At 68.9% G+C, this 24,745-nt stretch carries 26 protein-coding genes; 7 read left to right on the top strand and 19 right to left on the bottom strand.

Annotated elements, in window-relative coordinates:
* Window position 1: 1 nt before the first annotated feature.
* Complete coding sequence (locus FKO37_RS43305; protein ID WP_238608138.1) at window positions 2–658, bottom strand: GNAT family N-acetyltransferase; 657 nt, start codon at window positions 656–658, stop codon at window positions 2–4.
* A gap of 108 nt (window positions 659–766) precedes the next feature.
* Here FKO37_RS43305 and FKO37_RS43300 point away from each other — a divergent pair, with 108 nt between their 5' ends.
* Complete coding sequence (locus FKO37_RS43300; RefSeq protein WP_037818330.1) at window positions 767–1,174, top strand: PGPGW domain-containing protein; 408 nt, start codon at window positions 767–769, stop codon at window positions 1,172–1,174.
* Between the two features lie 48 nt (window positions 1,175–1,222).
* Here FKO37_RS43300 and FKO37_RS43295 read toward each other — a convergent pair whose 3' ends face one another.
* Genes FKO37_RS43295 through FKO37_RS43275 form a run of 5 tightly spaced genes read right to left on the bottom strand, consistent with a single transcriptional unit; the run spans window position 1,223 to window position 8,329 of the window.
* Complete coding sequence (locus FKO37_RS43295) at window positions 1,223–3,712, bottom strand: glycoside hydrolase family 2 (protein ID WP_037818331.1); 2,490 nt, start codon at window positions 3,710–3,712, stop codon at window positions 1,223–1,225.
* A gap of 52 nt (window positions 3,713–3,764) precedes the next feature.
* Window positions 3,765–4,748 carry an ABC transporter permease gene (locus FKO37_RS43290; protein WP_134663373.1) on the bottom strand — a complete coding sequence of 328 codons (984 nt, stop codon included), beginning with the start codon at window positions 4,746–4,748 and terminating at the stop codon, window positions 3,765–3,767.
* On the bottom strand, window positions 4,745–5,704 hold the full coding sequence (locus FKO37_RS43285; RefSeq protein ID WP_238608137.1) for an ABC transporter permease: 960 nt from the start codon (window positions 5,702–5,704) through the stop codon (window positions 4,745–4,747). The genes FKO37_RS43290 and FKO37_RS43285 overlap by 4 nt, the downstream gene beginning before the upstream one ends.
* A complete protein-coding gene (locus tag FKO37_RS43280; RefSeq protein WP_238608136.1) occupies window positions 5,676–7,253 on the bottom strand; it encodes a sugar ABC transporter ATP-binding protein in 1,578 nt (525 codons plus the stop codon). The genes FKO37_RS43285 and FKO37_RS43280 overlap by 29 nt, the downstream gene beginning before the upstream one ends.
* Complete coding sequence (locus tag FKO37_RS43275) at window positions 7,253–8,329, bottom strand: ABC transporter substrate-binding protein (RefSeq protein ID WP_238608135.1); 1,077 nt, start codon at window positions 8,327–8,329, stop codon at window positions 7,253–7,255. The genes FKO37_RS43280 and FKO37_RS43275 overlap by 1 nt, the downstream gene beginning before the upstream one ends.
* Before the next feature lie 203 nt (window positions 8,330–8,532).
* Between FKO37_RS43275 and FKO37_RS43270 the strand changes: the two genes are divergently transcribed.
* Window positions 8,533–9,537, top strand: coding sequence for a LacI family DNA-binding transcriptional regulator (locus tag FKO37_RS43270; protein WP_043839563.1), 1,005 nt, complete (start codon window positions 8,533–8,535; stop codon window positions 9,535–9,537).
* Here the strand turns inward: FKO37_RS43270 and FKO37_RS43265 are convergent.
* Window positions 9,534–10,130, bottom strand: a complete 597-nt coding sequence (locus tag FKO37_RS43265; RefSeq protein ID WP_037818337.1) for a LysE family transporter — start codon at window positions 10,128–10,130, stop codon at window positions 9,534–9,536. The genes FKO37_RS43270 and FKO37_RS43265 overlap by 4 nt on opposite strands.
* A gap of 161 nt (window positions 10,131–10,291) precedes the next feature.
* Between FKO37_RS43265 and FKO37_RS43260 the strand changes: the two genes are divergently transcribed.
* On the top strand, window positions 10,292–10,621 hold the full coding sequence (locus FKO37_RS43260; protein WP_037818338.1) for a ParB N-terminal domain-containing protein: 330 nt from the start codon (window positions 10,292–10,294) through the stop codon (window positions 10,619–10,621).
* Window positions 10,622–10,624: 3 nt separating this feature from the next.
* Here the strand turns inward: FKO37_RS43260 and FKO37_RS43255 are convergent, their stop codons facing one another.
* From FKO37_RS43255 to FKO37_RS47445, 3 genes are all read right to left on the bottom strand, one after another.
* The gene (locus FKO37_RS43255; protein ID WP_037818339.1) at window positions 10,625–11,308 is read right to left on the bottom strand and encodes an alpha/beta fold hydrolase; all 684 of its coding nucleotides are present in this window, start codon (window positions 11,306–11,308) and stop codon (window positions 10,625–10,627) included.
* A 181-nt stretch (window positions 11,309–11,489) separates the two neighbouring features.
* Window positions 11,490–12,050 (bottom strand): snapalysin family zinc-dependent metalloprotease, encoded by a 561-nt coding sequence (locus tag FKO37_RS43250; protein WP_037818340.1) that lies wholly within the window; start codon window positions 12,048–12,050, stop codon window positions 11,490–11,492.
* A gap of 146 nt (window positions 12,051–12,196) precedes the next feature.
* Window positions 12,197–12,808 carry a YbaB/EbfC family nucleoid-associated protein gene (locus FKO37_RS47445; RefSeq protein ID WP_275294226.1) on the bottom strand — a complete coding sequence of 204 codons (612 nt, stop codon included), beginning with the start codon at window positions 12,806–12,808 and terminating at the stop codon, window positions 12,197–12,199.
* A 125-nt stretch (window positions 12,809–12,933) separates the two neighbouring features.
* Here FKO37_RS47445 and FKO37_RS43235 point away from each other — a divergent pair, with 125 nt between their 5' ends.
* The 4 genes from FKO37_RS43235 (at window position 12,934) to FKO37_RS43220 (ending at window position 15,969) form a co-directional block, all read left to right on the top strand.
* Entirely contained in the window at window positions 12,934–13,551 is a 618-nt protein-coding gene (locus tag FKO37_RS43235; RefSeq protein WP_107051187.1) for a TetR/AcrR family transcriptional regulator, read from the top strand.
* Window positions 13,552–13,702: 151 nt separating this feature from the next.
* Window positions 13,703–14,911, top strand: a complete 1,209-nt coding sequence (locus FKO37_RS43230; RefSeq protein ID WP_238608134.1) for a cytochrome P450 — start codon at window positions 13,703–13,705, stop codon at window positions 14,909–14,911.
* Between the two features lie 13 nt (window positions 14,912–14,924).
* Window positions 14,925–15,119 (top strand): ferredoxin, encoded by a 195-nt coding sequence (locus FKO37_RS43225; protein WP_037818343.1) that lies wholly within the window; start codon window positions 14,925–14,927, stop codon window positions 15,117–15,119.
* 49 nt (window positions 15,120–15,168) lie between these two features.
* The gene (locus FKO37_RS43220) at window positions 15,169–15,969 is read left to right on the top strand and encodes a TetR/AcrR family transcriptional regulator (RefSeq protein ID WP_238608133.1); all 801 of its coding nucleotides are present in this window, start codon (window positions 15,169–15,171) and stop codon (window positions 15,967–15,969) included.
* On the opposite strand, the gene FKO37_RS43215 is transcribed toward FKO37_RS43220, so the two are convergent.
* From FKO37_RS43215 to FKO37_RS43175, 9 genes are all read right to left on the bottom strand, one after another.
* On the bottom strand, window positions 15,935–16,687 hold the full coding sequence (locus FKO37_RS43215) for a class I SAM-dependent methyltransferase (protein WP_037818345.1): 753 nt from the start codon (window positions 16,685–16,687) through the stop codon (window positions 15,935–15,937). The genes FKO37_RS43220 and FKO37_RS43215 overlap by 35 nt on opposite strands.
* Before the next feature lie 10 nt (window positions 16,688–16,697).
* Window positions 16,698–17,177, bottom strand: coding sequence for a hypothetical protein (locus tag FKO37_RS43210; protein ID WP_238608132.1), 480 nt, complete (start codon window positions 17,175–17,177; stop codon window positions 16,698–16,700).
* The gene (locus FKO37_RS43205) at window positions 17,174–17,674 is read right to left on the bottom strand and encodes a MarR family winged helix-turn-helix transcriptional regulator (RefSeq protein ID WP_238608131.1); all 501 of its coding nucleotides are present in this window, start codon (window positions 17,672–17,674) and stop codon (window positions 17,174–17,176) included. Before FKO37_RS43205 ends, FKO37_RS43210 begins: the two co-directional genes overlap by 4 nt.
* A 27-nt stretch (window positions 17,675–17,701) precedes the next feature.
* A complete protein-coding gene (locus FKO37_RS43200) occupies window positions 17,702–17,905 on the bottom strand; it encodes a hypothetical protein (RefSeq protein ID WP_037818347.1) in 204 nt (67 codons plus the stop codon).
* Window positions 17,902–18,141, bottom strand: coding sequence for a glutaredoxin domain-containing protein (locus tag FKO37_RS43195; RefSeq protein ID WP_037818348.1), 240 nt, complete (start codon window positions 18,139–18,141; stop codon window positions 17,902–17,904). Before FKO37_RS43195 ends, FKO37_RS43200 begins: the two co-directional genes overlap by 4 nt.
* Window positions 18,138–20,258 carry a phage holin family protein gene (locus FKO37_RS43190; protein ID WP_238608130.1) on the bottom strand — a complete coding sequence of 707 codons (2,121 nt, stop codon included), beginning with the start codon at window positions 20,256–20,258 and terminating at the stop codon, window positions 18,138–18,140. Before FKO37_RS43190 ends, FKO37_RS43195 begins: the two co-directional genes overlap by 4 nt.
* Window positions 20,255–20,842 carry a DedA family protein gene (locus tag FKO37_RS43185; protein WP_037818351.1) on the bottom strand — a complete coding sequence of 196 codons (588 nt, stop codon included), beginning with the start codon at window positions 20,840–20,842 and terminating at the stop codon, window positions 20,255–20,257. The genes FKO37_RS43190 and FKO37_RS43185 overlap by 4 nt, the downstream gene beginning before the upstream one ends.
* Window positions 20,839–21,630: an MBL fold metallo-hydrolase gene (locus tag FKO37_RS43180; RefSeq protein WP_134732744.1), complete on the bottom strand. Its 792-nt coding sequence runs from the start codon at window positions 21,628–21,630 to the stop codon at window positions 20,839–20,841. The genes FKO37_RS43185 and FKO37_RS43180 overlap by 4 nt, the downstream gene beginning before the upstream one ends.
* 673 nt (window positions 21,631–22,303) lie before the next feature.
* Window positions 22,304–24,538, bottom strand: coding sequence for a germacradienol/geosmin synthase (locus tag FKO37_RS43175; protein ID WP_238608129.1), 2,235 nt, complete (start codon window positions 24,536–24,538; stop codon window positions 22,304–22,306).
* Between the last annotated feature and the right edge of the window lie 207 nt (window positions 24,539–24,745).

Below are 24,745 nucleotides of genomic sequence, written 5' to 3'. Positions count from 1 at the left end.
GTCAGCCTGCCGGGTTCTGGGCGATGAGGACGGCGGCGCGCGTGGTCCAGCCCAGCGCCGAGTACAGCTGTTGCCCGTCCGCGGTGGCGACGAGGATTCCGGTGGTCGCGCCGTGTGCCATGGCGTTTTCCGCGAGCGAACTCATCACCACGCTGCCGAGACCGCGGCGGCGATGCTCCGGGACGGTTTCGATCCGGTCCGCGATCGCGTCCGTGCCGACCACGGCCATGGTTCCGCGCGCCGCGACACCCGAATCGGGATGTCGCAGCACGGTTTCGCACACCGCCCCGTGCACGGTGGTCGCACCGGTGTAGGGCGGCGGAGTTGGACGCGCTGGATGTCGGCGCAGGGGAATGGTCATGAGCGCTTCGCGTGCGTCGCGGAGCTTCAGCCCGGCCTCGCGCACGATCGCTTCGACTTCCTCCGGCCGATTCGTCGGCACGGTCAGCCAGGTCGGGCGTTCTGCCGCGGCAACTTCTTCGGCGAGGCCGCGCAGTACGTCGGTTTCGGCGGACAACGCGACGACCTCGCGATGCCGATCCGGTTGTTCGAGCAGGACGTGCAGCCCGCCGCGGCTTTCCTCGGCGGGCCGGAATCCTCGGGACGCGCCCCATCCCGCCTGCCAGCGGCGGATGAGGTCAGGTAGTGATTCGATCACGCTGAGCAGCTAACCACCCGGCACCGACAAAAACCGGCCAGCGCGGTGCCGGGTCCAGTATGGACAGTCCGGCTGGCAGTACCGCGAGCCCGGCGGCACACTGGCCCGATGGGATTGGGCAAGCCAGTGCGCCGGGTGCTCCTCTCGGTCGTCGGCGGGGCGCTGGTGATCGTCGGGGTCGTGCTGCTCGTGCTGCCGGGGCCGGGATTGCTGCTGGTGCTCGCCGGACTGCTGGTGCTGGCGTCGGAGTTCCCGGCGCTGCAGCGATTTGTCGACCCGGTGCGGACGCGGGCGATGCAAGCCGCGGAGGAGAGCGTGTCCTCGCCGCTGCGCATCGCCGGCTCGGTGCTGGCCGGTCTGGCGCTGCTGGCCGCGGGAATCGTGTGGGGGACGGTGCGGTCGCTGCCGCTGAGCGGGTGGAGCACGGGGACGAGCTTGATTCTGTCCAGCTTGATCTTGTTCGCGCTGCTGATCTGGAGTTACCGGCGGGTGCGGGCGAAGCGGGGAGAGCCGTGAAGGACTCCTTGAGGGAATCTGATTCCCTCAAGGAGTCCTTCACGGACATCAGGACGCGTACAGCTTCGCCACCTCCGCAGCCGACAACGCCCGGTCGTACAGATGCACCTGGTCCACCGCCCCGTTGAGGAAGTCGACCGGGTTGCCGCCGTACTTGCCGCGGCCGATCACGGTGTGGCCGGTCGACGCCTCGCCTAGGCAGACGCTCTTCGACGCCGCCAGCTGCCCGTCCACGTACAGCGCGAGCTGTCCGGTAGCGGCATCCCGAACCCCGACCAGGTGGTACCAGCGGCCGGCTTCCGGGGTGAGCGGGGCGAGTGCCCGCGTGCCCACGAAGCTGAACGCCAGCTTGTGGTCCGCGCCGGAGTACTGCAGGAAGAACGCGCTGTGGTCGTTCCCGTCCTGGCTCACCACGGTCTGGAAACCGTCGCCGACCGCGTTGAACTTGACCCACGCGGCGACGCTGTAGCTCAGGTCGGTCTTCACCAGCGGCGCACCGGTGTCCGCGTACTGGCCGGAGCCGTTCACCGCCAGTGCCGAACCGCTGTGTCCCGCGGTCCAAGAAGCGCCGCCGACGAGCGTGGCGTCGTGCTGGCCCACGGTGTCCGCTGCCGTGGTGCCGCTGTTCTCGTCGAACGGGTACGCGGCGATTCCGTCGATGCCTGGGGTGCCTGGCGGGATCACCGGACCTTGTTGCGGCGAGCCGTCGACGCCGTTGATCACCGACAGGTTCGCGGCCCGGACGGCGGCGAAGTCCATCTTCTTCACCTGACGGTCGTAGGTGAAGAAGCCGTTGACCTCCTTCTCCACGTCGGTGGTCTGCGTGTACACGCCTGCCGACACGCCACATTGCCGTCCGGCGAGCAGGAGGCGTTGCTGGAGTTCGGCGTAGCGGCGCGTGAGCGTGGCGCTGTCCGGTTCCATCTCGTAGGCGAAACTGCCGGCCGGGTCGAACTGGTGTCCGTCGACCTTCAGGCCCAGGCCGCCGTATTCGCCGTCGACCGCGGCGCGGGTGGCGTCTGGCACGGGGGTTCCGGGGCCGGTGTACGTGTGGTCGTCGTAGATGTCGCCGCGGCCGCTGTCCGGTTCGGAGCGGCAGCAGTTGACGCCGGACTCCGCGTCCACGAGCCGCGTCGGGTCCCAGGCCTTGACCTGGTCGGCGATCCGGCCGACGGCGTAGTCGCCCCAGCCTTCGTTGAACGGGACCCACGTGACGATCGACGGGAAACTGCGGTGCTGGTCGATCATCCGGTGCAGCTCGGATTCGAAGTTCGCCTGCGACGCGGGCGTGGCCTCGATGTCGTCCTTCATCGCGGGCATGTCCTGCCACACGAGGAGCCCGAGTTTGTCCGCGTAGTAGTACCAGCGGTCAGGCTCGACCTTGATGTGCTTGCGCACCATGTTGAAGCCGAGCGCCTTTTCCTGCTCCAGATCGAACTTCAGCGCCGCGTCGGTGGGTGCGGTGTAGATGCCGTCCGGCCAGAAGCCCTGGTCCAGCGGGCCGAGTTGCATCACGAACTTGCCGTTGAGCAGCATCCGTTGCTTGCCGTCGGCGGTCTTCCCGATGGAGACCGATCGGAGGCCAAAGTACGAGCCGACGCTGTCCCCGGAGGTCAGTGAGACCCGCAGGTCGTACAGGAACGGATCGTCCGGCGTCCACAGATGTGGTTTGTTCACCTTGAGTTTCAACGGGGTGTTCGCCGGTCCGGACGCGAAGCCGACGACGCGGCCGTGGTCGTAGGCGATGGCTTGCACGCGTTGTTTCGTCGGTCCGCCCACCACGGCGTTGACGGTGACCGAGCCGCTGGCGACGTCCGGTGTGGTGTCTACTCGGGAGATGTAGGCCGGGGTCACCGGTTCCATCCAGACGGTCTGCCAGATGCCGGACGTCGGGGTGTAGAAGATTCCGTCGCCGGGTTTCCGCTGTTTGCCGAGCGGTTGTCCGCCCGCGTCGTTGGGGTCTGTGACGCCGACGACGACTTCCTGGTCCTTGCCGGTGGTCAACGCGTTGGTGACGTCCGCGGAAAACGCGTCGTACCCGCCGGTGTGGCGGGCGACCTGATGGCCGTTGACCCACACCGTGGTGTCGTAGTCGACTGCCTGGAAGTGCAGGATCAGCCGCTCGCCCCGGCCGCCGACGTGCCAGTTCTTCGGCACCTGGAACGTCCGCCGGTACCACATCGACGTTTCGTGCCGCATGATTCCCGACAACGCCGACTCGACCGGATACGGCACGAGGATGCGTTCGTCGAGACTGCGTTTGATCGGCGGGGAATCGCCCGGTTTGGCGGCGGAGAATTCCCAGACGCCGTTGAGGTTTTGCCAGTTGTCGCGGGTCATTTGCGGCCGCGGGTATTCGGGAAGGGCGTTGTCCGGCGAGACCTGGCCGGTCCACGGGGTGGTCAGGGGAGGGGTGAGGCGGTGCCACCCCGGCGGATCTGCCGCGGCGGCGGGGACACTCGACAACCCGGACACGGCCACGGCGAGCGCGGCGGCCGCCGTGGCCAAACGGCCGGGTCTGCGGGCAGGACGGACCATCGTCGAACCTCCTACTAACAGGTGGATCTCCTGCGAAGGGGGACTGCGCGGATCAGGATCGGCGGGAGCGGGCCAGCAGTCGCTGGATCACGACGACGACCAGCAGGAACGCGCCGCTGACCACCGTCTGGTAGTTGGAATCGAGGGTGCCGACCTGGTTGATGACGTTCTGGATCAGCGTCTTCAGCAGCACGCCGACGAGCGTGCCGATGACGGTTCCCGCACCGCCGGTGAGCAGCGTTCCGCCGATGACCACGACGGAAATCGCGTCCAGTTCCGTGCCGACGCCGAGCACGGTGACGCCTGATTGCAGGTATGCCGCGGTGAGCACGCCGGCGAATCCGGCGAGCGTGCCGCTGAGCGTGTAGAGGGTAATTTTGGTGCGGGCCACCGGAAGACCCATCAGCAGCGCGGACTGTTCCGAGCCGCCGAGCGCGAAAATCGACTGGCCGAACCGGGTCCGGCGCAGCAGCAGTCCGCCGAGTCCGAAAAGGACCAGAGCGAGATACACCGGTACGCCGATGCCGAAGATCTTGCCCTGTCCCAGCCAGAGCAACGCCGAACCTGGCTCTACTTTGTACGTTGTCGCGCCCTCGTTGGTCAATGCCAGCAGGAGGCCGCGAGCGAACAACAGCGAGGCGAGCGTGACGATGAACGGCGCCATCTTCGTGCGAGCGATGAGAAGCCCGTTGACGAAGCCGATCAGTCCGCAAACGACTAATGGCAGCAGGATCGCCACGACCAGGCCGTATTGGGAACCGTAGGCGGCCAGCACGCCGCCGAGCGCGTACACCGAGCCGACGGACAGATCGATCCCGCCGGAAATGATCACGAACGTCATGCCCAGCGCGATCACTGCCAGGAAAGAACTTTGCAACGCGAGGTCGCGCAGGTTGTCGGCGGATCCGAAGCGCGGGAAGGCAAACCACGCGGCAGCCACGCCGAGCACCAGTACTACGGCCGCGCCTTGGCGTTGCAGGACTGCCGCGAACGCCGCGCCGCGTTCCGACGGCGGGGCGGCGGTGGTCGCGATCATCGCGTGCTCCGTTCCCGGGCGACGTACACCGCGGCGACGATGATGGCGGCCTGCACCATTTGCGCGGCGGAATCGGGCAGGTCGTGCTTGATCAGCGTCGCGTGCACCAATTGCATGAGCAGCGCGCCGAACACCGTGCCGAGCACGCGTACGCGGCCGCCGGTGAGCGGAGTCCCGCCGACCACCACCGCGGTGATCGCGGACAGTTCCATCAGCAGTCCGAGGTCGTTGGGATCGCTCGCGGCCAGCCGTGCGGTGGACAGCACGCCCGCGATGGCCGCCAGCGCGCCGGACATGGCGTACACGCCGATCAGGACGCGTTTCACCGGCAGTCCGGCGAGTGTCGCAGCGGGACGGTTGCCTCCGACCGCGACCAGGTGCCGGCCGAAAGTGGTGCGCCGCACCAGCAATCCGGCCAGTACCGAGAGGACAGCGGCCACCAGGACCATGATCGGCACGCCGAGCACGTCGCCGGTGCCGAGCGCGAGGAAGTCCGGGTTGTGCAGCTGCACCAGCTGTCCGTGCGCGATCACGAGCGCCAGCCCGCGACCGCCGACGAGCAAGGCCAGGGTCGCGATGATCGGCTGAATGCCCAGCTGGGCCACCAGGAATCCGCTGAACAGCCCGGAAGCGACCCCGGCGATCAGCGCGACCACGATCACCATGACCGGCCCGGCCCCGAGATACAGCGGGACGAGCGCCGCGGCGACCGACATCACCGAGCCCACCGACAGGTCGATGCCCTCGGTGCCGATCACCAGCGCCATGCCGAGCGCGACGATGCACACCGGCGCGGCCTGCACCAACTGCGTGCGGAAGTTGGCCGCGGAGAGGAAGTTCTGCGTGAACGCGATGTTGAACAGCAGCAGCACGACCACGGCCAGGTACACGCCGTAGTTCTGCAGCCAGCTCGTGACGCGGGCGCGGTCAGGTCTCGTCAGTGTCGCGGTCGACATCGTTGTCACCCCCTGCAGCTATCGCCGCCAGCACGTTGTCTTCGGTGACCGCGTCGCCGGCCAATTCGGTGGCGACGCTGCCGTCGCGCAGAACGACCACCCGGTCCGCGCCGTCGAGAATCTCTTCCAGTTCGGACGAAATCAGCAGCACACCGAGCCCGTCCTGCGCCAGTTCGTCGATGAGCGCCTGCACCTCGGCCTTTGCTCCGACATCGATGCCGCGCGTGGGCTCGTCCAGCAGCAGCACTTTCGGTCCGGTGGCGAGCCAGCGCGCCAGCAAGACCTTCTGCTGGTTGCCGCCGGACAGCTCGGACACCTTCTGCTCCGGACTGGAGGCCTTGATCCGCAACCGTTCCATGAACGTCTTCACCACTCGGTCCTGTTTGGACCGGCTGACAAAGCCGAAAGTGGACAGTCGCGGCAACGCGGCGAGCACGATGTTCTCTCGCACGGACAGATTCGGAATGATCCCGTCCGCCTTGCGGTCCTCCGCCAGCAGCGCGATCCCGGCCCGCATCGCCGCGGAGATCTTCCCGCGCTTCAACGGCTTCCCGGCCAGCAGCACGGTACCGCCGTCGAGCGGGAAAGCCCCGACGACAGCCCGCGCGGTCTCGCTCCGGCCAGACCCGAGAAGTCCGGCCAGCCCGACGACCTCGCCCGGCCGCACGCTCACCGAAACGTCGTGCAGTTTGTTGCCACCGGACAGATTCGAGGCCTGCAGCAACGGTTCCTTCTCGGCATGATGCTCCTCGCCGAACGCGGTGACGCCCTCAGCGCGGATCTGCCGGATCTCCCGGCCGAGCATCATCGACACCAGTTCGATGCGCGGCAACGGCTTCAGCGGTCCACTGTGGACCACGCGGCCGTCGCGCAACACCGTGACGCTGTCGCACACCCGGTACAGCTCATCCATCCGGTGGCTCACATAAAGCACCGCGATGTCGTCCGCGTGCAACCGGGCCAGCACCTCGAACAAGGTGTCCACTTCGCGCGGTTCGAGCGACGATGTCGGCTCGTCCATCACGACCACACCGGCCTTTGTGGACACCGCACGAGCCAGCGCGACCATCTGCTGCGCTCCGACCGCGAGCGTGTGCAGCGGACGCCGCACGTCGGTGTCGATTCCGTACCCGCTGAGCAGTTCGCGGGCCTGCTCGTTCATCGCGGACCAGTCGATCAATCCGGTGCGGGTGCGCGGTTCCCGGCCGAGGAAGACGTTGCTCGCCACGCTCATCAGCGGGACGAGGTTCACCTCCTGGTAGATGGTGGAGATCCCGGCGCGCTGCGCGTCGATCGGCCTGCGGAACTCGACCGGTTCGCCGAGATGGCGCACCTGGCCCTCGTCCGGCCGGTACACGCCGGTGAGGACCTTGATCAAAGTGGACTTGCCCGCGCCGTTTTCCCCGACCAGCGCGTGGACTTCGCCGCGGCGCAGGCTGAAGGCGACGTTGTCGAGGGCCACGGTGCCGGGGAACCGTTTGGTCACCCCGGTCACCTCGAGCACCGGTGCGGTCATGGTCGCCACCTGGGTGTCGGCCGTGCTCGTCATCAGTACGCGTTCCCGACCTTCTGGGCCGCGTTCGATTCGTCGTAGGAGTCGTCGGTGATGACGATGCTCGGCGGGATCGGCTTGCCGTCCTCGAACTGCTGCAGCGTCTGGAACGCCAGTTGCCCGAAGCGCGGGTTCGATTCGATGACCGCGTTGTAGCTGCCGTCGACGATCAGCTGCACCGCGTTGCGGGTGCCGTCGACGGACACGACCTTTACGTCCTTGCCGGGGTTCTTGCCCGCGGTCTTGAGCGCGTTGACCGCGCCGATGCCCATCTCGTCGTTCTCCGCGTACACCGCGGTGAGGTCAGGATGGCTCTGGATCAGCTGTTCCATCACCGACTGGCCCTTGGACCGGTCGAACTCGCCGGTCTGCTCGGCGACCACGGTGAGGCCGGGCGTCTTCGCGAGCTCGTCCTTGAAGCCCTTGGTCCGGTCGGTGGTCACGTTGTTGCCCGAGGAGCCGAGCAGGATCGCGACCTTGCCGTTGCCGCCGGTGGACTTCGCCAGCGCGGCGGCCGCGCGGTGGCCCTGTTCGATGAAGTTGGAGCCGATGAAGGTGAGGTAGTCGGTGCACGGCTTCGACGTGACCTGCCGGTCGATGGTGACGACCGGGACCTTCTTCGCCTTCGCCGCGTCGAGCGCGGGCTGCAGGCCGTCGGAGTTCAGCGGGGCCACGATGAGCAGCTGCGCGCCCCGGTCCAGCAGCGATTTGATGTCCGAGATCTGCTTGTTGAGGTCACTCTGCGCGTTCGTGGTGAGCAGGTGGTCGGCCGGGATGCCGAGCTTGCCCGCCTCGGTGCGGATGGACTGCGTCTCGGCGATCCGGAACGGGTTCGCCTCCTTCTCCGACTGGGAGAAGCCGACGATCGCGGTCTTGGGGTCGAGTTTCGGGTAGCCGGTCTTGTCGAGGGTGCAGCCGTCGGCGGCCGGCGCGGCGGACGCGGCCGAGGCGGCGGGGCCGGAGCCATTGCTTTGCGCGGCCGGGGTTTCCTCGGGGCTGGTGCAGCCGGCGAGCACGAGTGCCGTGGCGGCCCCGGCGACGAGGGCGAAGCGGGCAGGGACGGACGGGGACACGGCGGACTCCTCGCAGCCGACGACTGGGGCAACCCGCTCGGCGGAGTGACGACCGTCACCCCGCTGAGCTCCGGCTATTTTTACATCGTTGGAACAACGTTGTAAACAGGCAAAACGTCGCTACACTACGTGGTCGTCGGGGCTGGTGCGGAGAGCTTCGCGGGCTCGTGATGGGCTCTGGGCGAACGAGATGAGGAGTCAGCGTGGCCGTGACCCTGAAGGACGTCGCGACGCTGGCGGGCGTTTCGGTGAAAACCGTGTCGAACGTGGTGAACGGCTACGCGTTCGTGAAGCCCGAGAACCGGCGGCGCGTGGAAGAGGCACTGGCCGCGACCGGGTACCGGCCGAACGTCGGCGCGCGCAACCTGCGCCGCGGGCGGACCGGGTTCCTGGCGTTGATGGTGCCGGAGCTGAGCATTCCGTACTTCGGCGAAATGGCCGGTCTGGTGATCACGGCCGCCCAGCGCCGCGGGTGGAGCGTGCTGATCGAGCAGACGCAAGGGACGCGCGACCGGGAACGGGCCACTGTGGACTCATTGGGCCCGCATCTGGTCGACGGCGCCCTCGTGCATCCCGAAGCGCTCGAAGCGGACGATTTCCCTGACGCGGAAGGGAAAATCCCGCTGGTATTGCTGGGCGAGCACGCGGTGGACGTCGCGCTGGACCGGGTGGCGATCGACAACGTGCGGGCCGCGCACGTCGCGGTGTCGCACCTGGTGTCGCTCGGCCGCCGGCGGATCGCGGCGATCGGCGCGAACCCCCAGCGCGGGACGTCGTCGCTGCGGCTCGCCGGCTACCGGGCCGCGTTGGCGGACGCTGGGTTGCGGTCGGCGGATTCCCTGGTGGAACCGGTGGCGAAGTACCACCGCGCCGAAGGTGCGGCGGCGATGAAACGGTTGCTGGCACAGGAAGAACCGCCGGACGCGGTGTTCTGCTTCAACGACCTGCTGGCCGTCGGCGCCTTGCGCTCGGCGGCGGAGCACGGGCTGCGGGTCCCCGAGGACATCGCGATCGTCGGCTTCGACAACACCGAAGAGAGCGCGTTCAGCCTCCCCGCGCTCACCACGATCTCGCCGGACAAGGCGGCTATCGCCGAGGCCGCGATCGACCTGATCGACAGCCGCCTCGCCGGTACGGAGAGTGCTGCGCCGCGCTCGGTGCAGCCCCCGTTTTCCCTGGAGGTAAGGGAAAGCACGGTCGTTTCCTAGAGGAGCCGCACCGCCAGCACGAGGATTACCGCGCTGGACAGCAAAGCGGTGCCGAGCCGTCCGCGCGGACCGGTGAGGCTGCGTCCGAGCAACGCTCCGCCGACGGCCAGCACCAGTTGCCAGCTGGCCGAAGCGGCGAACGCGGCGGCCGCGAACACGGTGCCGTTGGCCGGTCGGTCGCCGAGGACGAGCGCGGTGAAGTAGATGATGGTGGACGGGTTCAGCAGGGTCAGGCCGAGCAGCGTCGCGTACGCCCGCAGCGGATGCGGTTCCGTTGCCAGCAAAGGAGTTTCCGGGGATCGATAACGCCGGATCGCCCGGACCGCGGTCCACGCGGCGAGCAGGAACAACGCGACGGCGGAGGTCAGGCGCAGGGGAGTGGTGATTGGGGCGAGCACCGGGGCCAGCGCGGCTCCGCCGGTGGTGGCGAGAACGGCGTAGACGCCGTCCGCGGTAGCCACGCCCATCGCCGCGGCCGCTCCGACCCGCCACGACGTGCGAGCGGTGAGTTCGACCAGGTAGACGCCGATCGCGCCGACCGGCATGGCGATCCCGTACCCGGCGACGAGCCCCGCGACGAGCGCGGCGCTCATCGCACTGCCTGGCGGGTCCCTTCCTGCGCCGTCTGCTGCTTGCCGCGCGCGGCGAGACAGCGGGACGGGCAACGACGGGCGGGTTCGGTGGTCATGAACGGAATACTCGGCTGCCCGGCCGGGACTGGGCAACTGATTTTCCGCCGTGCCAGGATGGGCGGATGCCGGTTGAACTGCCTGTGCCGCTTGTGGTCCGGTACCGCGCGGTGGATCGCGAAACGGTCGGATCCGCGCTGGTGGACACTCCGAGCCACCTCGATGCGCTCGCCGAGGACATCGCGCGGAACGGAATCCGGACGCCGTTGCGGCTCGGGTTCTGCGAAGACTTCGGCACGCTCGACGGCAATCACCGGATCGCCGTCGCACTGCGGCTCGGCCTGACCACGGTGCCGGTCACCGTGGTCAGGGAGCCGAGCACTCCGCGCCCCGCGCACGCGCGACCGATGCGGGAAGCCGATTTCGCGGTGCTCGCGGCCGCGGCGGGCGAGTAGCCGCTACTTGCCGCGCGCCGCCACCTTGTCGATCACCGTCGCCACCGCGTCCGGTTGGGACCACAGCGAATAGTGACTGGCCGCCAACTCGACACAGTCCGCCCCAGCCCGCTCGGCGAGCCAGCGTTGCAGGTCCGGGTTGAGGATCCGGTCCTCTGTGGACACTGCGTAAGCGGTCGGCAGGTCGCGCCAGGCGCCAGGGCCGGCGGGCACGGCGAAGCACTCGGCACGCGCACGTCGTTGCACCGCGGCCAGTGCAGCGGCTCGTTCGGGAGCCACGTCGGCGGCGAAAGCGTAGTGGAAGCGGTCCGGGTCGGGCGACGACCAGCCGTCCTCGGTGAACACCATCGCGTCGTTGCCGGGCGAGTCCGGGAACTTGCCGTTCAGCGAGGGCACGTTCTCGCCTTCGTCCGGGACATACGCCGCGAAGTAAGCCAGGGCGTTGACCTGCGGATTGTCCTTCGCCGCACCGGAGATCACCGCGCCGCCGTAGGAGTGGCCGGCCAGCACGACCGGCCCGTCGAAGGCGGCGGCTTCCCGGCGAACCTCGGCGATGTCGTCCGCGAGCGAGGTCATCGGCAGGTGCGCGGCACGGACCCGGTGTCCTTGCCGGTGCAGCGCGGGGATCACCTCCAGCCACGCCGACCCGTCGCTCCAAGCGCCGTGAACCAGAACGATTTCCGCCATGAATGCCTCCCCTTCGTCTGAAGGCAAGCCAACCACGGGCGGGGTCCGTGGATTCCCGGTCCCCGCGGAAAAAGGAGGATTCCGACCTCAACCCGGGCCCGAACGGCGCTATCCGACTCGGAGGCCTTGACAGCGAAGCGGCGGCCGGGACACACCCGGCCGCCGCTTGCTCAGCTGTGCGTCAGCCGACCGGCGAGTGGTCGTAAATCCGCTGCTGCGGTCCGGAGACCGCGCTGAGCCCGTTGGCCCACAACCGCTGCACGCGGGAGGCTTCCTGGGAATTCGGGTTGGCGTTGTGGCAGGACGGGCCGGGGCCGCCGCCCGACATCAGCTCGGAGCACGGGCCCGAGTAGTGGTCCGGCAGGCCGAGCGCGTGGCCGGTCTCGTGCGCGGTGATCCGCGTGTTGTCGTATTGGCGGGCCTGGGTGTAGTCAATGAAGATGGTGCCGTGGCCGTGCCCGTCGGTCTGCGCGTACGAGCCGCGCGGGTCGTTGCCCTCGACGTACCGCAGCGTGGCCCCGGACGAACGCTCGACCAGCTTCACGTTGGTGACCGCGCGGTTCCAGTTCGCCGCGCCCGCGTTGATCGCGGCCCGGAACGACGGTGCGCCGGACGTCGAGTAGTAGACCGTGGCGGACGCGACGGCGGAAGGAGCCGGAGCGGCGACCGCCACGGCGCCCGAAAGCGGGGCGGCGGCCAGCGCGAGCGCCACCGCGCCGGACAGCACGAACTTCCTGGACATAAGAAAGCTCCTGGGGGATCGGGGAGTTTTGCCGGGTTTGCGCGCGCTCAACCCACAGTAGGCAGAAGCTCCCGGTCTGTGACCCCCCATTCGTACGGTCCGGCAACTGGTGATTTCCCAGCACTAACGACGGGTTGACAATCCGGTCACCACGGCTGCATCTCGTCGTCGTCCTCGCCGGCGGCGCGCCTGCGGTGCGGACCGGACGTCGGCCGGGGCGGTTCGGGCGCGGCCGGGGGCGGCGGCGGGGTGGTGCCGGGAGGCGGCACCGGCGGACGGCTGTGCGTCGCGCCGCCCGGTGGCGGCATCGGGCGTCCGTAGGCCGCGCTGCCCGGCGGGGTGGTGCTGCCCGGCGGAGGTCCCGCGTAACGGGCGGGCGGTTCGGGCCGCGGCGGCTCGGCCGGAGGTTCCGGCTCTTCCTCGGGCTCCGGCAGGTAGGACTTGACCACGTTCATCATCTCGCTGTCGCCGGCGATCGGCTCGAACGCGTCGATGACGTCGCGCGACACCTGGCGCTGCGCCTTCCCGTAGGCGTCCATGATCGCCGCGGTCAGCCGGGCGCCGCCGTGCCGCAGGGCGCGGTCGTCGATCTCGAGGTTCTTGAGTGCGCCGTTCGGGGTCACCGCGACCGACACCAGCCCGTCGCCCGACTTGGCGCGGCCCTCCGCGGTGCTCAAGGTTTCCTGCAGGGCAACGCTTTTCGCCTGCATCTCGTCAATCCGCCGCTGGAAGTCGTCCAGCCACCCCTGATCGTCCACCGGCGAACGCTATCGGCCGCCCGCGCCCAGCCGGTGAACCTCGGATGGCTGACGGGCTACGAAACGACCGACATCCGCGGCGGGCCGGAGCGGTGCGGGGCAGCGCGAGCGGTAACAATGGGCAAGTGTCCGAAGAAGTCCAGGCCCGCACGCGCAACCGCTGGGGCGAGGGCGAGCGGCTGCGCGGGGAAATCCTCGCCGCGGCCAGCAGGCTCCTGTCGGAACTCGACGGCGAGGACGCGCTCACCATCCGCGGCGTCGCCCGCGCCGTCGGCATCGCCCCGGCCAGCATCTACCAGCACTTCAGCGACCGGGCCGCGCTCGTCACCGGACTCGCCGAGCACGAGTTCGGCCGCCTGCGGCTCGCGATGGAAGCCGCCGAATCCCAGGTTCCCGCCGACGACGCGGTGGGCAGGCTGCGTGCGCTGCTGCACGCGTACTGCCGGTTCGCGATGGACAACCCCGGCCATTACCGGCTGATGACCGCCAACGGGTCGAGCCGCACCTCGCCGGACGTCCGGCCGCACGGTCCGACGATCGATTTCGTCGACCAGATCAGCGCCGCGTTCGCCCGCTGCGCCGAGGCCGGGGCCGCGCTCCGGGTGCCCGCCGACCGGGCCGGGGTGATCGCGTTCGTCGGCGCGCACGGCCGCGTCGCGCTGTTCCATTCGTCCGGGAGGCAGCCGGGCGAGGACGCCGTGGTGAGCTTCGCCGACGAGCTGCTGGCGCTCATTTTCGCTTGAGCCACGGGCGGTTTCGCCCGCTTTCCCCCTCTTGTCCACGGCCATCCCGGTGATCTTTGGACCCGAGTCTGGGCAATTGTTCACGAAGTCGCCTAACATCTGTTCGGTAAGTATCCGAACACTCGTTTGGTGACTTTTCCAGGAGGCTGTGATGGCCGACGCCCGGCCCGTAGAGCAGTTCCCGATGTCGCGCGGGCGCTGCCCGTTCGACCCGCCGCCCGATCTCGACCGCAAGCTGCGCGACGAACCGGTGTCGCGCGTGCGGATCTGGGACGGCAGCGAACCGTGGCTGTTCACCCGCTACGAAGACGTCCGCGCGATGCTCACCGACCCGCGGGTGAGCGCCGATCCCGGCCGCGCCGGCTATCCGTCGCAGACGCCGGGCCTCAAGGTGCGGCGCAGCCGGTTCAAGTCGTTCATCGGCATGGACGATCCGGAGCACGCCGCCCAGCGACGGCTGCTCACCGGCGATTTCATGGTGAAGAAGCTCCAGCGGATGCGGCCGCGGATCCAGCAGATCGTCGACGAGCTGCTCGACGAGATGCTGGCCGGTCCGAAGCCCGCCGACCTCGTGCAGGCGTTCGCGCTGCCGGTGCCTTCGCTGGTGATCTGCGAGCTGCTCGGCGTGCCGTACGAGGATCGCGATTTCTTCCACCGCTGCAGCAAGATACTGGTCTCGCGGGAAGCGACCGCGGAACAGTCGCTCGCCACGGCCGAGGAACTGCTCGACTACCTCGGGCGGCTGGTGGAGAAGAAGATCGACGACCCGGCCGACGACGTGTTCAGCCGCCTCGCGACCGGTCAGGTCGCCACCGGCGCGATGACCGTCCGGGAAGCGGCTTCGATGGGGCAGCTGCTGCTGGTCGCCGGGCACGAGACCACGGCGAACATGATCGCGCTCGGCACGGTCGCGCTGCTGGAGAACCCGGACCAGCTCGCCGCGGTCCGCGACGGCGACGACGCCTTGCTGGCCAACGCGGTCGAGGAGCTGCTGCGCTACCTGACGATCGTCCACTCCGGACGCCGGCGCGTCGCGCTCGAAGACCTGGAGATCGGCGGGCAGACCGTGCGCGAGGGCGAGGGCATGGTCGCGGCCACCGATATCGCCAACCGCGACGCGACGCAGTTCCCCGAGCCGGACAAGCTCGACGTCACCCGCAAGGCACGCCACCACGTCGCGTTCGGCTACGGCGTGCACCAATGCCTCGGCCAGCCGCTCGCGCGGGTCGAACTGCAGGTGGCCTACCGGACGCTTTACCGGCGGATTCCGACGCTCCGGCTGGCGAAGCCGCTGGAGGAGCTGAAGTTCAAGCACGACATGGTCGTCTACGGGGTGCACGAACTCCCCGTGACCTGGTGAAAGGAGCCGCGAAATGAAGGTGGTCGTGGACCAGTCCCGCTGTGTCGGGGCCGGGCAGTGCGTGCTCGTCGCGCCCGAGGTGTTCGATCAGCGCGACGAGGACGGGATCGTGGTGCTGCTGCAGGAAAACCCGCCCGCGGAACTGCAGGCGCAGGCCAAGGAGGCGGCGCAGCTCTGCCCGGCGCTCGCGATCGAGGTGGACGGCTGAGCCGGCGGCCCCGGCGGTCCTTTATCCTGTAAGGGGAAAGGGGTCGCCGGTGGTCGTGTTCGCGGGGCAGGGCGACGCCCGCCGTTCGATGGAACTGCTGTGGCGCGCGGGCAGCGAACCGCGCAGCGCGCCGGGGCCGAAACCCGCGCTGAGCGTGGACCTCATCGTGAACGCGGCGATCGAGCTCGCCGATGCCGAGGGCATGGCGGCGTTGTCGATGCGCGCGGTCGGGGAGCGGCTCGGGCGCACGGCGATGGCGTTGTACACGTACGTGCCGAGCAAGACCGAGCTGATCGACTTGATGTGCGACCAGGTGTTCGGCGATCTGCGCGACGACCACGAGCTGTCCGGCGGCTGGCGGCCCGCGTTGCTCGAACTGGCCGGCGACCTGTGGGACTTCCATCTGCGTCACCCGTGGCTGCTGCAGGTGTCCTACGCGCGGCCGGTGCTCGGTCCGGGGGAGTTCCGGATGCAGGAAACGGTGCTGCGGGTGCTGTTCGCGACCGGTCTGCCCGCCGGCCAGGTGCGGCGGCTGGTGGGCGCACTGCTCAACGTCGTGCGCGGCGCGGTGCAGATCGCCGCCGAATCGCGGTTGGCGCTGAAGGAAACCGGACTGTCCGATGAGGACTGGTGGCGTGCGCGGACGTCCGCGCTCGGCGAGCTGGCCCCGGATCTGGCGGAGCGGTACCCGAACGTCGCGCGGCTGGGCGAGGAAGGGGCGCCGCCACCGCCCGCCGGAGTGTCCTATTTGGAGCACGAAGCCCGGCTGAGCTTCGATGCCGGCGTGGCGGTGCTGGCGGACGGGATCGAGGCGGCTATCGCTTGCGCGCCTCGATCAGATACCGAGTAGTCGTCGCGACGAACGGGCCCTTCTGAAGTTCCTCGTGCAGCTCGCGCAGGCGCGGCAGGTACTCGTCCACAGTGAACCCCGGCACCATCCAGATCACCTTGCGCAGGAAGTAAATCACCGCGCCGATGTCGTGGAATTCAGTGCGGAGTTCCTCGAAGCGCAGGTCCACTACCTCGAGCCCGGCCCGCTCCGCTGCGGCTTTGGCGTGGTCTGGATGGCGGCCGTTGCGTACCTCCGGCGGTTGCGGTCCGAGGAAGTACTCGACCAGCTCGAACACGCTCCACGGCCCGACCTGTTGCGACAGATAGCGGCCGCCGGGCTTGAGGACGCGCTTGATCTCGTCCCACCACACCGTGACCGGATGCCTGCTGACGACCATTTCGAATGTGTTGTCCTGAAACGGAAGCGGCGGCTCGTCCGTGTCCGCGACGACGGTCGCGCCGCGGGGTTCCAGCAACGCCGCCGCCTTCTCCAGATTCGGCGGCCACGATTCGGTGGCGACCGTGAGCGGGGGCAGGACCGGCACACCGGCCAGCACTTCGCCGCCGCCGGTCTGGATGTCCACAACGGACTGGACGTCCCGCAGCCGTTCGCCGAGCAGCCGCTGATATCCCCAGGACGGCCGCTGCTCGCTGGCCCGGCCGTCGAGCCAGGAGAAATCCCAGCCGTCCACCGACACCGACGCGGCCTCGTCCACCAGTTCGTCGAAGGTGCGCATCCGGTGATCGTCACAAATTCGGCGCGGGCGAGCCACTCGATTTTTGCCGCTGCCCGCCGAAGAACTCCCGCGCGGACGGGGGTGCCCACAGCAGGGCAACGATGACGAGCTGCACCGCGCCGACGACCGGGACGACCGCGTGGAACATCGGCGAGGACGACCAGGAGAAGGCGCTGAACACCACGGACAACAGCTGGGAGACCGTCGTGAGACGGCGGGTCCACCGTCGCGCGGTGGCCAGCTTCCAGGCCAGCAGCGCGCACAGCACCAGCAGGACGCCGTGGAACACCGCGCCGGAAACCACCGCGACATCGACGGACCGGTCGATCTCGGCCGCGGCGAACTCGGGGTGCTGGGACGCGATCTGCGTGCGCAAGGTGTCCCGGCTCAACCACATCACCACGGGCACCACCAGATGACTGATCGCCACGACGGCCAGCAGCGCCCGCGCCCACTGCACTGGCGTCGGCGCTGGTCGCTCCCGGATCACTGCTCCTCCGCGCTTTCCCGCACGTGCCGCGCGCGGCGCCAGCGAGGACCGGTTCCGGGCGGGCTCGTGACCGTGCCGCCGCGTTCCGCCCACGCCTGGTTGAGCCGGGTGACCAGCTCCAGCGCGGTGGTCACGTCCCGGTCCGGCCAGTCGGCGATGACCTCCGAGAAGACGGCGGCGCCCGCCTCGATCGTGGTGGCGATCTCGGCGCGGCCCTCGTCGGTCTGCCGGACGAGGAACGTGCGGGAATCGCTGGGATCGGGCTCCGCGACGACCTGTCCCGCTCGCTCCAGCGCGGCGATGTGGCGGCTGGTCGCCGAGGCGGTGAGCCCGAGTTCGGCGGCGATCGCGGCGGGCCGGACGGGTTCCCGGGCGGCGACGGTCCCGAGCACCTGGATCCGGGTCAGGTCCAGGCGCCGGGAGAGCTGGCGGTGGCCCCGGTCGATGAGTTCCATGACCGCGCGGGCCAGGTCCGCAGAGTCGTTTCGTTGCGACACGAAACGACTTTACCAGAACGCGGCGGTCTACCTCCGCTGCGGAGCTGGCGGCACGGGTTTGGCGGCGACCACCGCGGCCAGCGGAACGACGACCAGGCCGCGTTTGGTCTCGACGGTGCAGGTGTCGGCGTCGCGGGCACGCAACGGACCGAGGGCGTCGGTGAACCCGCCCTCGATCCGGTATCGCACGACAACCCGCGTGCCCAGCGGGAGTTCCGTCAGCGGAGTCACTGCGCGAGGTGCGCGTTCAGCTCGTCGTCGCTCGGCTCGACGAGGTGGCTGCCGTCCGCGAAGACGATGGTCGGGATGCGGCGAGCGCCGTCCTGCAGTTCGCGTACGCGGGCTTCTGCGGCGGGGTCGGCCTCGACGTCCACGTAGTCGTACTCGACGCCCTTCGCGTCGAGCAGCGCGCGGCTGCGTTTGACGTCCGGGCACCAGCTCGCGCCGTAGACGATCGGGTTGCTCATGACACTACCTCCGAGGGGACGACAGCGGGTTTGTCTTCGGCCGCACCGGGTTCCGGGTGGCCGAGGAAGGTGAGCCAGTCGCGGAACACGCGGTGCACGGCTTCCGCGCCGACGGGTTCGCCGGGTGCCGGGAATTCTCGCGGATGCAGCAGGAAGCCGCGTTGCTGCGGTCCGCCGAGCCCGCCGTGCGAGCCGACGTGCCGTTCGAACGGCGAGGACTGGTCGGAGTCCGCGTCGTACCGGCTGTTGATCATGATGTCCGCGCAATGCGGGAAACTGTCGACGCGCTGGACCAGCTCGGCGGCGTACGGACCGTAGTCGGCCAGCGGGTCTTCGCCGATCACGATCCCGGTGGCCAGCCGCTTCAATCCGTCGCGGCCGAGCACCACCGGACCGAATTCGCGGCTGCGGACCAGCAGGAACCCGACGCCGTCGTGGTCGACCAGCGTCGGCAGCAGGTCCGGGTACTCGCGTTCGATCGTCTCCAGTTCGACCCTGCCCTCGTGCTCGGTGAACGACACCATCGCCAGATGCCCGGACACGACCGCGACGACCCCGGGAGCCACCCGCGTGACCTGCCCCGGCGAGCCAGTCGCGGTGCGCGGCCGGTTGTCGGATCCTTCCGCGCCTTCGACCCGGGCCCGCAACCGTCGCGCGATCAGGCCGCCGGTCGCGGTCGCTTCGGCGAGTGCCGCGTTGACCTGCCAGCTTTCCGCCTGTCGCCGCTTTCCTTGCTCGGCAACGGGTTCGCCGCCGCAGAGCCGTCCGACGAGCGCCTCAATGGTTTCGCCGAACCGGTCGACGAACGCCTGGCCTTGGGTTTGCCCGTGGTCGGACAGCCCGACGATGTGGTACTTCCGCGGCGAGAGCCGACCGGCCCGCAGCAGCCGCGCGAACTGCTGGTCGATCGACCGCAGCACCTCCAGCGTGTCGAACCGTTCGATGCCGGAGTGGTGCGCGACCTCGTCGTAGCCGAGGAAATCGGCGTACACCACCGGCCGTCCGGCGAGCATGTCGCCGATGATCGCGGACACCACGACGTCGCGCGCGATCACCGTCGTGCCCGGCCGGGCGAGCGGGTAGACGCCGCCGCGCGGAATCCGCGGCAGCACTCCCGCGCGCCGCTGTTTGGCCGCCGCGGACAGTTCGCGGACGACGTCGGCGAGCGCGACCCCGAAGGTGCGCAACACGTTGACCGGATTGGCGAAGTAGGCACGGTACCCAGCGCCGACCCGGTCCCGGCGACGCTTGCGCGGCGTGAGCACCGGCACCGAACTCATGGTCAGGCTGACGTGCGGGGCGTCGCCGGAGAAGAGGTTGCCGTGGCTCGCGCCGCCGATCGACAGCAGGCCGCGCCCGTCGCTGTGCCGCCGCTCGATCTCCGCCGCGTCGGACGGATGCGCGCACGCCATGACGTGGTCGCGGTCCTTTTCGTACCAGCGGAAACCGAGGATGTCGTGGTTGGAACCGTGCAGGATCCCGCAGACGCTCGCGCCGGTCTGCGAACTCCAGTCGGTGTGCCAGCGGGTGAGCGAATGCGTGCCTTCGGACAGCCACTTGGCGAAGGTCGGCATGTCCCCGTCCCGCACGGCGCGGCGGACGGTGTCGTAACCGAGCCCGTCGATCTGCAGGAAGACCACGCCGGGCGGTTGGTCGGCGAAATCGGTGCGGTGCTTCGCTTTCCGCCGGCGGCGAGCGGCGCGCCGGAAGAAGATCTCGTCCTCGTCGACGGCCAGCACGCTGGAAATCACCGCGCCCACCGCGGACATCGCGACGGTGATGACGACCGCCGTCGAGAACCCGTGCAGCTCAACGCCGGGTACGGCCTGGAGGATCGCCAGTGCCGCGGCGCTGAGCAGGATGTACGTGCCGACGCCGAGGGTGAAGTACGCGATCGGCCACGCCACCCGCACCACGAGCGGCCACACCACGGAGACGAGCAGGCCGAGGATCAGCGCGCAGACCGTCGGCTGCCACCACGACTGCATCGTGAAGCCGTCGAGCCACGCGTCGAGCAGCCGCAACGCGCCGGTGACCGCCACCCAGACCAGCAGGACCCGCGCGACGACCCGGCCGCCGCGCAGCAACCGGCCCTTCGCCGGAGCAGGTGTCGTCATCGATGTCCTCCCGTCTGATGGGCCGCCCGTTTCTTGGAGATCAGCGTGGTCAGCACGGTCACCAGCAGCACCAGGACGGTCGCGAGCAGCGTCGCGATCAGCGGCGAGTCGAAGATGCCGCCGCTGAGGATGCCCAGCAGCGAGTACGCCACCGCCCACAACACACAGGCCAGCAGGCCGGACGGGAGGAACTTGCGCCAGGGATAGCCGAGCGTGCCCGCGGCGAGCAGCACCGGGATGCGTCCGGCGGGCACCAGGCGGCCGATCACCACGAGCTGCCAGCCGCGTCTCGCGAACTGTTCGCGGCCTTTCGCGAGGCGTTCGGCTTGTTGTCGTCGTTCGACGAAGCGCAGGAGAGGTTCACTGCCGAATCTCGGGACGGCGAAGGTGATCACGTCGCCCAGGTACGCGCCCGCGACCGCCAGCAGGATCACCAGCGGGAGCGAGAGGTGGTCGGTGGTCATCGCGACCGCGGCCGCCGCGCCGACGAGCGCGCCGGTCGGGACGATGGGGATCACGGAGCCGAGCAGTACTCCGCCGAACAGCGCCGGATAGCCGATCGCTGACGGGTCTGTCCAATTCACCCGCGCTCCTCGCGAGTGGGGAGCAGGACGTCGGAGCCGGGGCGGGTGTGCAGGACCTCGGTGTCCAGGCCTAGACAGCGGACGTGGTGCGCGAACGTGCGCGGGGGTTCCACGAGGAGCTGGCGCATCTTGGCGGTGCGGTGGATGCCGGGGACCGCGAGCGTGCCCCAGTGGACCGGGACCGCCGTGCGGGCCTGGAGGAGAGCGGCGGCTTCGGCGGCTCGTTCCGGGGTGAGGTGGCCTGGGCCGAGGTTCGGGCCCCAGCCCCAGACCGGGAGGAGAGCTACGTCTACTGGGCCGAGGTCGGCCATGCCGGGGAAGAGGTCGGTGTCGCCTGCGGAGTAGATCCGCTGGTTGTCGGCCTCGAGGAGGTGGCCGAGGGCGGGGCTTTGCGGGCCGTGGGTGAGGCGGGGGCCCCAGCGGTGGCCGGAGTGGACCGCTTCGGTGGCGGTGATGTTCATCGGGCCGCTGGTGATGGTTTGGCCCGGGGAGAGTTCTTCCACCTCGGTGAAGCCTCGTTTGGCCAGCCAGGAGCCCGCGCCTCGGGGGACGACGATTCGGGTGTGTTTGCCGAGGAGTTTCAGGGAGGGGAGGTGGAGGTGGTCGCCGTGGAGGTGGGAGATGAGGACGACGTCTACCGCGGTCCAGGCGGAGACGTCGGGTTTGGGGGCTACTCGGGTTAGCGGGCCTACCCAGCGGGTGAGGACTGGGTCGGTGAGGGCGACCTGGCCGGCTAGTTCCACGCGGGTGGACGCGTGGCCTAGGAAGTGGAGGTTCGGGCTGGTCACGGGTTCGAGTATTGCTGGATGTGCGGCTGGATGCTCGGTGGAGTGGTGGGGGGCACCCTTTGGGGCATTGCGTTTGTCTTTGCCTCGTCGCCTGGCGGCGACATCGCTTGGTGGTTGCGTGGGGCACCCCGAAGCTTGATTGTGCTGACGGGCGGTGGGTGCTTGTCAAGGCGGGAAAGATGCCTTGACAAGCACCCACCGACCGCAGGGAGGCTTCGTATCGGGGTGCGGGGGAGGTCTGGGTGCCTCGCTCGTTGGGTGCATCGGCTGCGGTTGGGTGTCTCGATGGTTGGGTGCGCCGGGTGGGGTTGGGTGCCTTGATGGTTGGGTGCGCCGGGTGCGGGTGGGCTGGGTGTCTCGATAGCGGGCGCGCCGGCTGCGGCTGGGTCCTTCGATGCATGGGTGCATCGGTGCGGCTGGGTGGGGGTGAGGGCTTGCGCCCCAATGTGGCATTGGGTGCGTCAGATGCACCCAATGTGGCGTTCGGTGCGTGGGATGCACCCAATGCCGCATTGGGGCGCATCCCGGGGCGGTGGCGGGCTGGTCGTGGGTCGTGAGGGGAACCCTCACGGAATCAGAGTTCCTCAGGGTTCCCCTCACGTACCTCGTCAGTGTGGGGTTGGGCTGGATGGGGCGGGGATGTGGAGGGATTTGGTGCCTAGGCCCGTTGCGTTCAGGTGGAAGCGCGGGGTTGCGCCGAGCGGGACGTGGGGGTGCCGGTGCAGCCTGGGTGTTGCATGGGGTTAGCAGCGGGTGGGGTCGGTTCGGCGGTGAGTTGTGCGGCGCGGACTCGGTCCAGTTCTTCGTCTGTGTACCGAGCGGATTCGTGGTGCCAGTTCGCGATGCCGGTCATCAGGTTCTTCAGCAGGTCCGCGTAAGCGGTGAGTGTGTCGCGTGCTTTTGTGTCCAGGCCGTAGTCGGCGAAGAGGCCTGGCAGGCCTACGTCTGCTGCGTGGCGGAACTCGGCGAGTCTGGCTTCCGCCAGATCGGCGACGATGCGGATGGCTCGGTCTTGCTCGACATCCAGGAAGGACCGTACTACCAGCACTGCGTTGTGCAGGCCGCCTTCGTACTCGATTTCCTTGCGGTAGGAGAACAAATCGTTGATCAGCCAGGCGTAGTCGGCGGCGGAGTCTTCCAGTGCTTCGATGACTCGGTTCCGGTGGATTTCCTCGGGGACGGTGCGGCTGTTGGACAGCCTGCTGATACTCACCACCAGGTCGGAACCGAAGGTGCGGCGGCGCATCTCGACGTAGTCGATGGGGTCGGGGATGCGGTTTTGGGCTTGGGTGGCCGCTTCCCATACCCAGGCGTCGATCATGGACTCGACTGTGGCGCGGAAGGTTTCGCGTTCGGCGGGGCTCAGGGGGCCGGTGGTGCGTTGCCAGAGGTCCGCTAGACCGGTTTCCAGCGCGGTTTGCGGTGAGGGAGGGGGCTCGCCGATGGTGGGCATGAAGAGTTTGAGGCGTTCGGTGGTCAGTCTGGTGGCGGACAGGTCAGACGAGAGGACTTCTGTGTAGTAGTCGTCGGCGTAGGTGCCCCAGGTGAGCCAGTCGTTGGTGAGGGAGACCTGTTCCGGGGGAGCGTCGGGGCAGATGCCTGCGGTGGCCAGTGGCACGTCGGACGCGCGCAGGCGGGCGGTGTCCCAGACTCCCTCGGACAGGAGACCTATGCGGCGTGGCCAATCGGCGATTTTCGTGCGTTCCGCGGAGAGGTGCGGGCTGAGTCGCAGGGGGAAGGGCAGGGGCAGGGCGGGCAGAGGGACTGGGCCTAGTTGTTCGTGAGGGTGGTGGGTGAAAGATCGTGTGCGTTGCGGGGCGGTGGTGGCGACGGAGCGGAAGATGCGGGCGGCGGAGGTGCCCAGTCCGGAAGGGCCGCCTAGCAACTCTGGGCCGCCTCGGGCTTCTAGGGCGCCTTCGTTCATGTAGCGGCTCGAGCGCAGATGCCATTCGTGTCCGCCGGATTGCCAGTCTTGCAGGCCTTTGACGTACGCGAAGGTTTCGGCTCGCCCGGCTGGTTGTACGCCGTGTTCGTCGAAGAGGGCGGGGACTTCGGTGAGGGCGGTGTGCTCGAATTGGTGCAAGCGCGAGGTTAGCAAGTCGTTTACCGCGTCCGCGGCCTCTTGGGTGGTGCAGCCCAGGAACTTTTCGAAGACCAGGACGCTGTTGGAAAGTTCGCCTTCGTCCTCGACTTCGCGCTGGTAGGAGAAGAGGTCGTTGCGGAGGTGGACGGCGTCGGCGAAGCAGTCGCGCAGGACTTCCATCGGGCGTTTCGCCGCGATTTCGTCCGGGACCTCGGCGTTCAGGGAGTGTTCGATCAGGTTCGCCGACCAGGGGGCACCGCCGACTTTGCGGCGCATGGCGACGTATTCGATCGGGTTCGCGACCCGGCTTTCGTTGATGTTGGCCAGTTCCCAGAGAGATTCGTCGAGGAGGTTGCGCGTGCTTTCGCGGAAGCGTCGCCGCCAGGCCGCGGACCGGTGCGGGACAGTGCGGTTCCACAGATCGGTCAGGCCGCGTTCGACGGGGTTTTCCGGGGTATCGGTGATTTCGCCCTCGGCGGGCATGAAACGAGCGATCCGGTCCAGATAACCGCGGGCGTGTTCGATGTCGCCGGTGCGTTTGAACAGTTCCAGGAAATGGTCGTCGAAATAGAATACCCAGACGTACCAATCCGTGACGAGGTCGAGTTCCTGCGGGGCGGCGTCGGGATGGGTGTAGGAACACAGGAGCGCGTAGTCGTGGGAGTCGAGGTCGTGCTCGTTCCAGATGACGGTGCCGTGCTGGGGCACGTCGATCATGTCCATCGTGTACGCCCACGCCTTGCTGTGCTTCCGCGCGCCGACCAGGTGCGGGTTCAGCCGGGCCGGGTACGACAGATAGAACTCGGGCAGGACGAACGGCTGCACGCGGGCTCCCCTCGCGGTCGCGGGTACCGACACCACGAGGCAAACAGACCGCACCGGCGCGGCGGAAGGCCCGCCACTCCGGCGAACCGGGCGGTCGCCCGGGCGGCCTAGCGGGGGCTGGCGCGGGATCGCCCCTGTGTGCTGTCGCGTCGCTCGTCGGTGCGGGGCGCGCCGACATCCGGGTAGGGGTGCGGTAACCGGTGCGTA

This window comes from Amycolatopsis sp. Poz14 (assembly GCF_006704225.1).
Taxonomy (GTDB): domain Bacteria; phylum Actinomycetota; class Actinomycetes; order Mycobacteriales; family Pseudonocardiaceae; genus Amycolatopsis; species Amycolatopsis nivea.
Note: the sequence above shows the minus strand (reverse complement) of the source record. Positions and strands in the feature narration are given on the sequence as shown.

What these genes read in the sequence shown, in the direction of transcription:
- FKO37_RS43300 (WP_037818330.1), top strand. Translation starts at nt 767, where the DNA reads ATGGGATTGGGCAAGCCAGTGCGCCGGGTGCTCCTCTCGGTCGTCGGC.
- FKO37_RS43295 (WP_037818331.1), bottom strand. Translation starts at nt 3,712, where the DNA reads ATGGTCCGTCCTGCCCGCAGACCCGGCCGTTTGGCCACGGCGGCCGCC.
- FKO37_RS43290 (WP_134663373.1), bottom strand. Translation starts at nt 4,748, where the DNA reads ATGATCGCGACCACCGCCGCCCCGCCGTCGGAACGCGGCGCGGCGTTC.
- FKO37_RS43285 (WP_238608137.1), bottom strand. Translation starts at nt 5,704, where the DNA reads ATGTCGACCGCGACACTGACGAGACCTGACCGCGCCCGCGTCACGAGC.
- FKO37_RS43280 (WP_238608136.1), bottom strand. Translation starts at nt 7,253, where the DNA reads ATGACGAGCACGGCCGACACCCAGGTGGCGACCATGACCGCACCGGTG.
- FKO37_RS43265 (WP_037818337.1), bottom strand. Translation starts at nt 10,130, where the DNA reads ATGAGCGCCGCGCTCGTCGCGGGGCTCGTCGCCGGGTACGGGATCGCC.
- FKO37_RS43260 (WP_037818338.1), top strand. Translation starts at nt 10,292, where the DNA reads ATGCCGGTTGAACTGCCTGTGCCGCTTGTGGTCCGGTACCGCGCGGTG.
- FKO37_RS43255 (WP_037818339.1), bottom strand. Translation starts at nt 11,308, where the DNA reads ATGGCGGAAATCGTTCTGGTTCACGGCGCTTGGAGCGACGGGTCGGCG.
- FKO37_RS43250 (WP_037818340.1), bottom strand. Translation starts at nt 12,050, where the DNA reads ATGTCCAGGAAGTTCGTGCTGTCCGGCGCGGTGGCGCTCGCGCTGGCC.
- FKO37_RS43230 (WP_238608134.1), top strand. Translation starts at nt 13,703, where the DNA reads ATGGCCGACGCCCGGCCCGTAGAGCAGTTCCCGATGTCGCGCGGGCGC.
- FKO37_RS43225 (WP_037818343.1), top strand. Translation starts at nt 14,925, where the DNA reads ATGAAGGTGGTCGTGGACCAGTCCCGCTGTGTCGGGGCCGGGCAGTGC.
- FKO37_RS43215 (WP_037818345.1), bottom strand. Translation starts at nt 16,687, where the DNA reads ATGCGCACCTTCGACGAACTGGTGGACGAGGCCGCGTCGGTGTCGGTG.
- FKO37_RS43195 (WP_037818348.1), bottom strand. Translation starts at nt 18,141, where the DNA reads ATGAGCAACCCGATCGTCTACGGCGCGAGCTGGTGCCCGGACGTCAAA.
- FKO37_RS43190 (WP_238608130.1), bottom strand. Translation starts at nt 20,258, where the DNA reads ATGACGACACCTGCTCCGGCGAAGGGCCGGTTGCTGCGCGGCGGCCGG.